General features: G+C 67.1%; 12 protein-coding genes, 1 tRNA gene and 1 pseudogene. 9 read left to right on the forward strand and 5 right to left on the reverse strand.

From position 1 onward, the window contains the following. The first annotated feature begins 164 nt into the window (after positions 1-164). Entirely contained in the window at positions 165-773 is a 609-nt protein-coding gene (locus A8G15_RS26250; protein ID WP_068165979.1) for a putative antibiotic biosynthesis monooxygenase, read from the forward strand. A 51-nt stretch (positions 774-824) separates the two neighbouring features. On the opposite strand, the gene A8G15_RS26255 is transcribed toward A8G15_RS26250, so the two are convergent. Then, positions 825-1,976, reverse strand: coding sequence for a GIY-YIG nuclease family protein (locus A8G15_RS26255; RefSeq protein ID WP_068165980.1), 1,152 nt, complete (start codon positions 1,974-1,976; stop codon positions 825-827). A gap of 90 nt (positions 1,977-2,066) precedes the next feature. Between A8G15_RS26255 and A8G15_RS26260 the strand changes: the two genes are divergently transcribed. Next, the gene (locus A8G15_RS26260; RefSeq protein ID WP_068165981.1) at positions 2,067-3,104 is read left to right on the forward strand and encodes a hypothetical protein; all 1,038 of its coding nucleotides are present in this window, start codon (positions 2,067-2,069) and stop codon (positions 3,102-3,104) included. Between the two features lie 73 nt (positions 3,105-3,177). Further along, on the forward strand, positions 3,178-3,783 hold the full coding sequence (locus A8G15_RS26265; protein ID WP_082900173.1) for a putative glycolipid-binding domain-containing protein: 606 nt from the start codon (positions 3,178-3,180) through the stop codon (positions 3,781-3,783). Here A8G15_RS26265 and A8G15_RS26270 read toward each other — a convergent pair. Both A8G15_RS26270 and A8G15_RS26275 read right to left on the reverse strand, forming a co-directional pair. Continuing rightward, the gene (locus A8G15_RS26270) at positions 3,759-5,129 is read right to left on the reverse strand and encodes an amidase (protein ID WP_068165982.1); all 1,371 of its coding nucleotides are present in this window, start codon (positions 5,127-5,129) and stop codon (positions 3,759-3,761) included. The genes A8G15_RS26265 and A8G15_RS26270 overlap by 25 nt on opposite strands. Next, the gene (locus A8G15_RS26275) at positions 5,117-6,079 is read right to left on the reverse strand and encodes a prephenate dehydrogenase (RefSeq protein WP_068165983.1); all 963 of its coding nucleotides are present in this window, start codon (positions 6,077-6,079) and stop codon (positions 5,117-5,119) included. Before A8G15_RS26275 ends, A8G15_RS26270 begins: the two co-directional genes overlap by 13 nt. A gap of 48 nt (positions 6,080-6,127) precedes the next feature. Here A8G15_RS26275 and A8G15_RS26280 point away from each other — a divergent pair, with 48 nt between their 5' ends. From A8G15_RS26280 to A8G15_RS26290, 3 genes are all read left to right on the forward strand, one after another. After that, a complete protein-coding gene (locus tag A8G15_RS26280) occupies positions 6,128-6,715 on the forward strand; it encodes a tRNA adenosine deaminase-associated protein (protein ID WP_082900175.1) in 588 nt (195 codons plus the stop codon). After that, positions 6,716-7,192, forward strand: a complete 477-nt coding sequence (locus A8G15_RS26285; RefSeq protein WP_068165985.1) for a nucleoside deaminase — start codon at positions 6,716-6,718, stop codon at positions 7,190-7,192. It abuts the gene before it with no gap. A gap of 46 nt (positions 7,193-7,238) precedes the next feature. Continuing rightward, positions 7,239-7,329: transfer RNA gene (locus tag A8G15_RS26290), tRNA-Ser, on the forward strand. Positions 7,330-7,365: 36 nt separating this feature from the next. Here the strand turns inward: A8G15_RS26290 and A8G15_RS26295 are convergent. Together A8G15_RS26295 and A8G15_RS26300 are read right to left on the reverse strand one after the other, a co-directional pair. Beyond that, positions 7,366-8,495, reverse strand: a pseudogene (locus tag A8G15_RS26295) (tyrosine-type recombinase/integrase). Positions 8,496-8,498: 3 nt separating this feature from the next. After that, positions 8,499-8,954, reverse strand: a complete 456-nt coding sequence (locus A8G15_RS26300) for a PCI domain-containing protein (protein WP_156665575.1) — start codon at positions 8,952-8,954, stop codon at positions 8,499-8,501. Between the two features lie 214 nt (positions 8,955-9,168). Between A8G15_RS26300 and A8G15_RS26305 the strand changes: the two genes are divergently transcribed. The 3 genes from A8G15_RS26305 to A8G15_RS26315 all read left to right on the forward strand — a co-directional run bounded on the left by A8G15_RS26305 (position 9,169) and on the right by A8G15_RS26315 (position 11,659). Beyond that, complete coding sequence (locus A8G15_RS26305) at positions 9,169-9,375, forward strand: helix-turn-helix transcriptional regulator (protein WP_068165987.1); 207 nt, start codon at positions 9,169-9,171, stop codon at positions 9,373-9,375. 96 nt (positions 9,376-9,471) lie between these two features. After that, positions 9,472-9,732, forward strand: coding sequence for a hypothetical protein (locus A8G15_RS26310; RefSeq protein WP_068165988.1), 261 nt, complete (start codon positions 9,472-9,474; stop codon positions 9,730-9,732). Between the two features lie 232 nt (positions 9,733-9,964). After that, positions 9,965-11,659: an AAA family ATPase gene (locus tag A8G15_RS26315; RefSeq protein WP_245688011.1), complete on the forward strand. Its 1,695-nt coding sequence runs from the start codon at positions 9,965-9,967 to the stop codon at positions 11,657-11,659. Positions 11,660-12,258 lie beyond the last annotated feature (599 nt).

Raw genomic sequence — 12,258 nt, forward strand, 5'->3', positions numbered from 1 at the left:
TGGTGGGGGCCTCCGGCTTTTGTGCGTTCCGGGACGGGTGGTTGTCCGGCGAGCGCCGCAGGCGAATCATGGAAACTGCGGTGGCTGCGGCTGCCGGCCGTCGGCGATGCCGGTGGTGGACGGTTGCCGGCCGGCCATCGGGAAGAGCTCGGTGAGGCAGTGTGATGTTCATTCAGGTGTGGCAGGGCACGGTGCGTGACCGGAGCGCGCTGCTGGACTGCATGGAACGGTGGACCCGCGACCTTCGCGCGGGCGCACCCGGATATTTGGGTAGCACTTCGGGTTTCAGCGACGACGGCACCTTCGTGTCCGTCGCTCGTTTCGAATCCGAAGAGATGGCGCGACGCAACAGCGAGCGTCCGGAGCAAGGCGAATGGTGGGCGGAAGCCGAGCAATGTTTCGACGGTGAGGTCACCGTCCATGATTGCCGGGATGTCGATATGTGGATGGGCGGCGGATCGGACACGGCGGGTTTCGTACAGGTCATGGAGGGCCACTGCGACGACCTGCCGCGGATGCGCGAGGTCCTTGCGGAAACCGGCGATCGGGTGCACGAGCTGCGCCCCGAGATCCTCGGTGCGACCCTTGCGACGTACGGCGACGACGGCTACGTCGAGACCGTGTACTTCTCGTCCGAAGATGAAGCCCGTGCGCACGAGCGGGTCGAGGTTCCCGACGATCTGCGTCCGTTGTTCGAGGAGGAGATGCGGTTGCTGGGCGATGTGCACTACTACGATCTGCACGCGCCGATCCTGACGCCCGCCGGTAGGTGATGCGGACAGACGTCGGCCCGAGCAGCGACGTCCTGCTCGGGCCGAGGTCGATTACGGGCGCGGGCGGGGAGTGGCTCGGGGCATCGCTCGTGTCAGACGCGGTGCCCACCCGTGGGAGGGCCACCGCTTGAGACCCAGCCGATCCGGGGTCAGGCGGGTATCGACGAACAGTTTCTCGAGTTCCCCGTCGGATTCCCCGATGAAGCGATACAGGATCGTGCCGCCGTTCTCCTCGGTACGCGAAGCAGCCTCCCATCCGCTGGCCCGGTATGCGCCGCGCACGATGTTGTCGGCGACCACGAGAATGGGCAGTCCGTCGATACCGCGCGCCGCGGTGCCGGCCGGCCACGGCCGATCGGCGAGATCCCGAACCTGATCTGCGGAAGCCGATTTCGCGTCCGTGATGCGCAGCACCACGCAGGGCGTCGGCAGTTCGGGAGCTGCCTCCGCCGAATACTGGCGGACCAGTTCCGCGATCGGACGCGCAACCCGATCCGCCTCCGCGTCGCCGGTGGTGCCGGCAAGGTTCGTGAGCACGAAGTCACCGCGATGCGATTCGAGCAGTCCCAGTGCCGCGATCAATGCCTGGGCGGTGGCCCCCGCAGCGTGATCGCCGTCCGCGGCGGGAAGCAGGTGATCCGCGACGACGAAATGCTCCACCGAGTATCCGGAGTCGTAGACGGCGCGGACGCGGCGCAGTGCCGCGTCGGCCTCGGGGGTGGGCGGGGGAGCGTTCTCACCCGCGGCGGTGAGTTTGTGTGTCTCACCGAGCGCCGCCCAGGTGAGGGCGAAGATACGGTTCCCGCGACCACTGCCGATGTGCAGGACGGTGCGGTCGCGTGGGTCGAGGAGTGCGTACACGTACGCGCCGAGCTGGTCGACGACGTTGGCCGGCAGCGGGTCGGGGGTGGGGGTGCGGTCGTCGACCTCGGTGACGATGGCCCGCAGGACCGTCAGGCGCAGCGCGACCGGGACGGTTCCGCTGGAACCTCCGAACAGTTCGCGGTTGGCGGCGTCGACCGATCCGAATGTGCGTCCGATGTTGCGGCTGAGGGCACCGAGCGCGTGGGTGAACTCCGCGAGCCGCTGACGGGGGTCGTCCGCCGTTTCGGGCAGCTCGTTGCTGGTCAGAAACATCTGGATCTCGGGAGATTCCAGCAGTGTCTGGGCGATGTTCGGAGGAACTGTCCACACGGTGCGCATGAGGCGACTCTAGGCCAGTCATGGGCCGTAGACCTCGTAGCGCGGCGCATCGCGGTCCGATCGCACACTACGCGGCTAGGCTCAGCGGTCATGAAGTCGGTCCCGGCCCGACACGGTCCCGCCTCGAGGTTGCTGCGGGACGTGGGCGCGTCGTCGCGCATCGAGGCGCTCGTGATCGTCGCCGTCACGACGATCCTGCTGGTTCGGCTGTATCTGCACTTGACGGGCTATCCGCAGGTCGGTGGCGCGACCCTCCATATCGCACATTCGCTGTGGGGTGGTCTGTTGATGGTCGTCGCATTGTGCGGGCTGTTCACCTTCCTCGGACGTACTCCGTTCGGGTTCGGGATCGTTGCGGGCGGGATCGGTTTCGGTTTGTTCCTCGATGAGATCGGCAAGTTCCTCACCAAGACGAACGACTATTTCTACCGGCCGTCGGTCGCCGTCATGTATGTGGTGGTGTTGCTGTTGCTCCTGGCGAACCGGGTGGTTCATTCGATGCGGCCGACCACGGCACGGGAGGATCTGGCCAACGCGGCTTCCACCGCGGTCGACGGGTTGATGCACGGAATCGCCCCTGCCGACCGGGCGCGCGCACTGGCCCAGCTGCGGTCCGCGCGGGCGGGTGGTGCGGAGACCGCGACGGTCGACGAGATCGAGAACCTGCTGGCCCGGTGCGCAGAGCGTGCGCCGCGCCGCGCGGGGATCGGCGCCCGGCTGGGGCGGCTGGTACCGGAATGGTTGCGTGGCGAGCGCGGCACGTGGGTGGCGGCGGTGGCCCTGACGTTGTTCTCGGTGTCGATGCTCGTCCATGCGGCGTTGACCCTCGACGACGATCTGACCGGCGGCGACCGCGACGTCACGGTACAGCTTCAGCTGGTGGGGGTGTCGGCGACGACGGTGCTGTGCGTGGCCGGGCTGGTGGGGTTGCGTTCGGGACGACCGTGGTCGCTGCGGCTGTTCAGCGCAGCCGCCCTGATCACGGTGTTGTTCGTCGAGGTCGTCGACTTCGCGGTCGCCGAATTCGGCGCGCTGCTCAATGTGGCGGTGGGTGCCGCGGCGCTGGCGGTGTTCTCGAACCGGCTCGGGCGCGGGGACGCGGACCGACCCGATGTTTCGTCCGCGTGAACAGGTACTCATTTCGAATCGGACGCCGACGCCACCTGTGTGCCGTTCGTCGCTTACGGTAGACACCGTGAGCATGCCAGCCCCTGATGCCGCGCGCACTGCGGCGAGCAGCGCATCGACCTGGCCCGCACTTCTGACGTGGCGGGCGAACGATGTGCCGCGCATGGAATCGGTCCGTGTGCAGTTGAGCGGTAGTCGCGTCAAGGCGTCCGGGCGCATCGTCGGAGCGGCGTGCGCCGACCATCCGGCGTTCAGCGCGTCCTACGATCTCGTGACCGACGAGAACGGCGTCACCCGCAGGTTGTCGGTGCGCACCACGCTGGCATCCGGCGAGAAGCACATGTCGATCAGTCGTTCCGGTGAGGGCATCTGGATGGTCGACAACGGGACGCAGCACCAGCGCTCCGCGTTCGGCGGCGCATTCGACGTCGACGTGATCCTCAGCCCGTTCTTCAACGCCCTCCCGATCCGGCGGTACGGATTGCAGTCCGGCGCGGACGATCTCGAGGTACCCGTCGTGTACGTGAACCTGCTCGATCTCGGTGTCGAGGAGGCGACGCTCATCTACAGCAGCGCCGCCGACGGCATCCATGTGCTCTCACCGGTGTCGAGTTCGACCGTGACGGTCGACGCGGACGGTTTCGTCCTCGACTATCAGGGCCTCGCCGAGCGCATCTGATCGGTCGGCGTGCCTTCGACGGCGAGCGCGACCGCGAGCGCTGTGGATTCACCGGGGTGGCTGCCGTGCCCTCCCGGTCCGCTGGACAACCCGATGACCTGCAGGCCGATCGGCCGGTCGTGACCGTCCGGCGCGGGTACCGACAGGGCCGGGACACCGAGCACGCTGAACGGGATACACCGTTGCAGCAGGGGAGCGCGCAGATCGACGGGGTCGCTGTCCAGCGGTGCCGACCGGATCCCGGTGGTGACGGTGAGCAGGGCGTCGAGTCGTTCGGTGCGGCGCAGCCGTCGTAACACCTCGCCGCGCAGCCGTTCGGCCGCCCGCAGCGCGCGGAGGTATTCGGACGCGGGCCGGTCGGCCTGCGCGGCCAGGAGCGCGGCCGTCGGTGGCCGATACCGTCCGGGGTCGCTCTCGAACCACCGTTGATGCGTTTCGTACGCCTCGGAGCCGGTGACGATCGGATACACGGCGAGCAGCTCGTCCGTCTCGGGCAGGGGCACGTCCACGACGTCGGCGCCGAGGTCCCGGAGGGTGCGGCAGGCGGCGTCGACGGTCGCGGCGACCTCGGGGTCGTCGAGTTCCCACACCCCGCCGCGCAGCACCCCCACGCGCAACTCGGACACCGGGGTGCGCAGGTGCGCGATGCCGGGCAGCGCACCCCACGCCAGGCCGGCGTCGAGGACGTCGCCGGTCAGCAGCCCGATGTGGTCGAACGTGGTGGACAGCGGGAACACCCCGTCCAGCGGCAGCGCGCCGCTGGACGGTTTGAGTCCGACGATTCCGCACAGCGCGGCGGGGGTGCGCACGCTGCACCCGGTGTCGGTGCCCAGCGCCAGCGGCACGATGCCCTTGCCGACCAGCACCGCCGAGCCCGATGACGAGCCGCCGCTGATCAACGCCGGATCGTGCGGGTGCGACGCCGGGCCGGCCGCGTTGACGAGACCGGTGGGACCGTATGCGAACTCATGCAGGTGCGTCTTGGCTACGACGATCGCGCCGGCTTCCCGCAACTGTTCGACGATCCGGGCGTCCCGGCGTGCCGGCGGTGCGTCGGCGAGGACGGCGCTGCCGCAGCGTGTCGGCATACCGGCGACGTCGATGTTGTCCTTGATCGCCACGGCCACGCCGTGCAGCGGTCCGATCCAGCTGCCGGCGTCGAGTTCCGCGTCGGCACGGGCAGCGGATTCGAGAGCGGCCGCGTCGTTGCGGGCGGCGACGACATTGCTCCAGGGTGTCCCGTCGAGCGCGTCGAGGTCGGCGAGCACCCGCCGGACGTGGTCGGTCGCCGTGAGGGTGCGTTTGGCCAGGGCCGACGCGGTGTCGCGCAGGTTCACGACGTCCACACCCCGCCGCGGCGCCCGGCGTCGCGCAGTCGCTCGATCCAGTCGTCGTCGCCGGGCACGATCCCGCTGATGGGCCGGCGTTCCCGCTGTTCGTAGCGTTGCCGGGCCGCGTACCCGGCGCGGGTGAGCTCGCCGGTGCTGCCGTCGGCGAGCTGCTCGCGGGCGGTGCGCAGGACCTCGAGGGTCTCGTCCAGCGCGGCGAGCAGCGCGGTCGCATTGCCCTCGCACATCGCGTCGACGAGCGCGGGAGCGGTCCCGGCGATGCGGGTGCCGTCGCGGAACGATCCGGCGGCCAGCGCCAGCGCGAGATCGCCCCCGCCGGCCCCCGCGAGCGCGAGGGCTTCGGAGAGCAGGTGCGGCAGGTGCGAGATCCGCGCGACCGCGGCGTCGTGCTCACCGGACTCGGCGGGCACGACCACCGAACCGCAGTCGAGGGCCAGGCCCGCGACCTGCTGCCACACATCGGGGTCGGCACCGTCGTCGACGGCCACCACCCACACGGCGCCGCGGAACAGTTCGGCGGTGCCGGCGTCCCATCCGGATTCGGCGGTCCCGGCCATGGGATGCCCCCCGACGAACCGCGCGGACAGTCCCCGTGCCGCGACGGCCGCGGCGACCGCGGACTTCACGCTTACCACGTCGGTCAGGGCGACGTCCGGGGCGTGATCGGCGACCGCGGCGAGCACCGCGTCGACCGCCGGCATCGGGACCGCGACGACGACCAGCGCATCGGATGCGGCGGCGCGGCGCAGCACGGCGGGCAGGTCGGTGGACGCGTCGAATCCGTCGGCGATCGCGGCGTCGACGGCACCGGACGAGCGGTTGTATCCCCAGGCTTCGCGTCCCGCGGCAACGGCGGCACGCAGCAGCGATCCGCCGATCAGGCCGAGGCCGAGTACGCAGACGGGCGGGGCGGAAACTGCAGCAGGCACCGCATCAGGTTGGCACATTCGTCTCCGGACTTCATTCAGGGGACGTGGCCGACTACCGTTGCGCGCATGGCTGCACAGCGTGTAGGGGACAAGAGCCCTTCCGTGACAAAGTCCGGGACGCCCGGGGGGACCACATCCGGGACGCCCGGTGGGAGTTCGGCGGAGGACCTGGACGGGTTCGCCGTCGCTGTCACGCGCGAGGAAGGCCGGTGGAAGTGCCGTGCCCTGACTTCCGCGGCGTTGACGAGTTTGGCGACCGCGGAGACGGAGCTGCGCGAGCTGCGGAGCTCCGGGGCGGTCTTCGGTCTGCTCAATGTGGACGACGAATTCTTCGTGGTGGTGCGTCCGGCCCCGTCCGGTACGCGGCTGCTGGTCTCGGACGCGACGATGGCGGTGGACTACGACATCGCCGCGGACGTGCTGGACGCACTGAACATCGAGATCCCCGACATCGACCCGGACGAGCTCGACGAGGTCGAGCCGTGGGAGGAGGGCGATCTGGCGATCCTCGCCGACATGGGTCTGCCGGACCCGGTGCTCGCGGTGATCCTGTCCGAAACGGAGCTGTACCCGGACGAGCAGATCGAGGAGATCGCGCAGCGGCTCGGCTTCGACGACGTGTTGTCCTCGACGCTGGACAAGCTGCAGAAGTAGATGGGGCTGAGAGACGACGAGGAACTGATCCGGGTCGCGCTCGAGGCGGCGAAGACGGCACCCGCCGGGGACGTCCCGGTGGGCGCGGTGGTGTTCGCGGCCGACGGTACCGAGCTGGCACGGGCGGCGAACTCGCGGGAAGCGACCGGCGATCCCACCGCGCACGCCGAGATCCTCGCGTTGCGGGAAGCTGCGCGGGTGCACGGCGACGGGTGGCGGCTCGGGGGCGCGACCCTGGCCGTGACGCTCGAGCCGTGCACGATGTGTGCGGGCGCGATCGTGCTCGCCCGGGTCGGCCGGGTCGTCTTCGGGGCGTGGGAACCCAAGACCGGGGCGGTCGGGTCTCTGTGGGACGTGGTGCGCGACCGTCGGCTCACGCACCGGCCGGAGGTGCGCGGAGGGGTCCTCGAACGCGAGTGTGCTGCGGTCCTCGAGGAGTTCTTCCGCACCCACCGCGACTCGGGCTCAGCGCTCTGACCTGCCGATTTCGACTCAGCGACGCGATCCGGTAAAGTCTTCTAGCGGTGGCGTGTCCGAGCGGCCTAAGGAGCACGCCTCGAAAGCGTGTGACGGGTAACCCCCGTCCGAGGGTTCAAATCCCTCCGCCACCGCCAAGAGTCCCCCACCTGTTCACGCAGGTGGGGGACTTTTTATGTCCTCACGTTCGGAGTGATCGTCGGCTTTGGGCACACATTGGGCACACTTGCCTGCGCGTACCGGGCGTGGAGGGCGTCGCGACCACGTCGAGATCGCTGTCGAACAGGTCCGCGTACGTGTCGAGCGTGACCTTCGCGGAGGTGTGCCCGAGCATCCGGGCGAGCGCGAGGACGTTCACGCCGGCGCTGACCGACAGCGAGGCGGCGGTGTGTCGCGGATCGTGCGGGGTGATCCGCTGGACACCCGCCCGCTTCACCGCGCCCGCGAACCAGCCGCCGTTCGATTTCGGCCGCGGCAGGAATCTGTTGCCGGTGCCCGCGAACACCAGCCCCTCGGCGCCCTTGCCTCGACACAGCTCCGACAGTTCGTCCAGGACGAACTCGGGCACCGGAACGGACCGCGTGTGCCTGCTCTTGGTCCTGCCGACGGCGTGATCCACGCCGAGCTGCACAGCGTTGTCGTGCACGGTCAGCCGACGCCGCAGGAAGTCGATGTCACGGACTCGCAGTGCGACTGCCTCACCCCACCTGATTCCCGTGTAGGCGAGCGTGAGTACCAGCGTCCGGTGCCTACCGGACTCGCTCGCGATCCGGGCAACGTCGCCGGCCGACAGGTACACGTGCCGCTTGGTGGTCTTGCGCGGCAGGTTCTCGACTCCGCGGGCCGGGTTGGTCGAGAGCCGGCGCGACTTAACAGCGTCGTCGAGGATGGCGGCAAGGACGCCGTAAGCGCGGACGACGGTCGTCGCCCCGCTCCCGTCTCGTTGCATCTGGGCGATCCACTGCTCGACCCGAGACAGTTCGACGTCCGCGATTCGGACTCGGCCCCATCTCGGCTGCACGTGGGTTCTCCACGCGGAGTCGAGGGTGCGGTAGTTGGACGGTGCCACGTCGGCTCGCTTGCGTTCAAGCCAGTCGGGCGCCAGCTCGTCGACCGTGATCCGTCCGAGTGACGGCGGCACGTACTCGCCGCGCATCTTCTCGACCTCGACGGTCGCGGCGAACGCCTCCGCTTCGCGCTTGGTGCGGAAACCGCGCTTCTTCGATTGGGTGCGGTCGGGTGTGCGGAAGCGAACCATGTATCGCTTGCCCGACGCGGTCTCGTACGACTCGATGGTCGCCACCGGTTACTTGGTCCGTTCCGCCTGGGTGAGGTGGCCGGCCTCCACTGCCCGCGCGAGCCAGCGCTTCACGGTTGCCGTCGAGAGGTTCAGCTCGGTCGCGAGGACGGCGGTCGGCTTGCCCTCCTGGAGGCGTATCCAGCGATAGAGCTCTGCGAGTGTCGGCAGGTCGTTGTCGGCCAGCCCGTTCGTGCGAACTCGCTCGACGAAGCTGTTCAGAGCTCCCGACGCCAGGCTCTTCGATACGTCTGGCGTGGTGCCTGCGCGTTCGAGCACTGTCTCCGATGCGGCAGCCCGGATGAACGGTTCAACGGAGATCTTGGCCAGTTCGCCGCGCTGCACGGTTGGCCCGCTCTCGACTTCTCCGACGACGAGCCGGGTCACGACGTACTTGCCGTCCCGTGCCTCCATGGTTGCTGTCACGGCGTAGGGGAGATCCCAATCTCCCGGGTTCGCGGTCACTTCCACGGTCCTGTACCCCCTCAGTCCAGGTGCGACTTCGTAGTTGGGCGAGGGAGCATCCGGCTTGATCCGCATGTGCGCCAGACTCCCACGTTCTGACCTGGTGTTTCAACACTCGGTCGTGAACCGGTGTTGCATATCCGGCTCAATAACTGTAGAACCGTGTTGAGCCAGTTTTGCAACACTGGATCGAACGATTCGAAGGGGATGAGAAATGGTCGAATCACGCCTGGCGACAGCGGAGGAAGTCGCGGCATATCTGCGTACGACACCCGCCAAGCTCGCCAACGACCGGTACCGCGGTATCGGTCCGAAGTTCGTGAAGCACGGGCGACGCGTTCTCTATCGCTGGGAGGACGTGGAGGCGTTCGTGCGCGCAAATCTCATGACGCGCACCGACGATCGGCCGGGTGCAGCGTGACCTGCAGAAATGGACGACGCCGCTGTGGGGGAGCCGCCAGCTCCGGAATCCCACTTACGGCGTCGATACCCAACTCACAGAAAGGAAACCTGTGTGATGAGCGAGTCTAGCCACTCCGTCGTCGAGGCGGAAATTCTGCTCTCGGATCTCGGTGCAACCTGCGAGGAGATCATCAATGCGTCCGGATGGACGCTCGGCGAACTCGAGGCCGCGGTGGTCCGATTGGGTCGCTTGTGCGAGGAGTACTGCCGAATCCCGATGTTCAGCGACGAGGACGTCGATCGGTTGCGTCGGCGGATTCTCGCGGAGCGTGCGGATCTCGCCGACCTCGGTCGAGTCATCCGAAGTTGTTTCTGAGCAAGCACTTCAAGGATTCGGAAACGCGAGGCCGGGAGTCCACCGACTCCCGGCCTCGATTCCCAGAGAGGCGAGATCGAATGGCAGACAGGCTGCAGCAGGGGTGGTGGCGGAGATGACGGCGCTAGATCGGCTCCGTGAGCGATGGCTCGACAAAGGATTGGTGTGGAAGGACGGACCCGGCTGCACGGCATCTGCGCAGGCTCCGGGGCACTCGACGTCGGATCGTTCGGTGACGTTCCGTCAGATCCACGGACAGGTTCTGATGAACAGTCATGCCGACGACAAGATGGCCGTGCTCGATGCTGTGGGTCTGACGATGCGAGATCTGTTCGACGATCCCGCCGGCACCCGGTACAACTACCGCGACGGCCGCACCGTGCATCGCACCTACGACGACCGAGGCCACAAGAAGTTTCGCCAGTCCGGCAACACCCGCGGTCGCGACCTGTATCGCGTTGAGCGTCTTGACGAATCACCCACTGGCACTGCGGTGTACGTAGTCGAAGGCGAGAAGGACGTGCATGCCATCGAATCGGCCGGTGGGGTGGCGGTGTGCTCAGCGATGGGAGCGGGAAAAGCTCACCTGTTCGACTGGTCGCCGTTGGCCGGCCACACGGTGGTTATCGTGGCGGATGACGATGAAGCCGGCCGCCGTCACGCGATGCAGGTTCACGAGCTCGTCGAACCGATCGCTGCCGGTGTCGCTGTGGTGGTGGCGAAGGCTGGCAAGGACGCCGCCGACCACATCGCCGCTGGGTACGGTCTCGATGATTTCGAGCCCGTCGATCTCGGCGGCCAGTCGGGTCGCCGGCTGAAGATCACCCGCGGTTCGGACGTGAAGATGCAGAGGGTCCGTTGGGTGATGGAGGACTGGATTCCTGCAGGTTCTCTCACCTTGCTCGCCGGTCGCGAGGGGCTCGGCAAGTCCACGATCGCTGCGCAGATCTGTGCCCAGATCACCCAGGGGACACTGGAAGGTGAACTGCACGGCATCCCGAGGAACGTGCTCTATATCCACTCGGAGGACTCGCGCGAGTTTACCGTGGCACCGCGGTTGAAAGCCGCTGGGGCCGATATGGACCGGGTATTGTTCGTCGACGTCGAGACTGCCCACATGGACTCGGGAACGCTGATCCTGCCGCTCGATATCGCGACTCTCGAGAAAATGATCGCGCAGCATCAGGTTGCATTCGTCGTCCTCGATGCGGCGACGTCGAGCATGTCGTCCGAGCTGTCCGGCAAGGACGACCGTGCGGTCCGCTCGTATCTCGAACCGCTCGCCCAGCTCGCAGCGAGGCAGGGTTGTGTTGTGCTCGGGCTCTGCCACTTCGGCAAACGGGACGGAACCGACACGGGGAAGCTGATTCTCGGGTCAATCGCGTGGTCGCAAGTCGCTCGTTCAGTGCTGTCGGTTGCCAAGGATGAGGACACCGGGAATCTGATCGTCACGAACACCAAGGCAAACCTGGCGCCGCGGACTCGATCGATGGAGGCGACAATCGTCTCGACATCGGTGGAGACCGAGGACGGTGCAGCTGAGGTCGGTGCATTGCAGTGGCTAGGGGAGACGGAGCGTGACGTCCGTGAAGTGTTGGCTGAGCCGGACGGCACCGATCGTGCGGACCGCACCGAGGCTGCGGCTTGGCTTGAGGACTACCTCACTGAGCACGGTCGCACCCCGGCGAAGGCAGTAAAGGCTGATGCGCGCAAGGCAAGTTTCTCGGACGCGACGATCAAGCGGGCTGCGAAGCGTCTCAATGTGGTCTACGAGATGGCTGGCTTTCCTCGAACTTCGTTGTGGTCGCTGCCGATCCAGTTGGATCAGGACTCTTGCGAGGACGGGTCACACGATTCCGTTGAGCCGACTGAGCCGACTGGTGCTATCCAGAGGAAATATCGTGAATCGACTGGTCCGAAGCAGTAGTCGGTTCACGAGTGCGGTCATGAGCCGACTACCGACGCTGGAAGGTTCCCTCCACGGTTCTGCTGCGCACCCCTCGATTGGTGGAGTCCTCCATGCTGGATAACCTGTGAGTCCGTATATAAGACAGCTTCGAGCGGCGCATGGGGCGTCCTCTGGCGATACGTGCGAGACGATGCTGCACCGGCCGTGCGTCGGAACTCGTCCGTACACCGAGTTCATCGCGCGGAGATTGTCGTCGCGATTGGGCGGTATGGTGACCGGATGCGGGTAGGTGTTTATATCGACGGATACAACCTCTACTACGGGGGTAAGGCTGTTTGCGCGCCCACTCAGTCATGGAAGTGGTTAAACCCTCGGACGTTAGTTGAGTCTGTTCTCAAGGGGCAGTTAGCGTACGCACAGAGTCGGCGGATTCAGGAGGCTAACGCAACACCCGCGATCAACTCCGAGAGCACGTTACAGGGCTTCCTCCATCCCAACGTCTTCCGCGGCCGGATATTGAGCAACCGCTGAACTTCGGTGAGGCAGAGGGGCAGTAACGAGAACACGAACGGGTTGATTCGGGATTTCTATCCCAAGGGCACGAACTTCGGTGAGGG

The sequence above is a fragment of the Rhodococcus phenolicus genome, assembly GCF_001646785.1.
Lineage (GTDB): Bacteria > Actinomycetota > Actinomycetes > Mycobacteriales > Mycobacteriaceae > Rhodococcus > Rhodococcus phenolicus.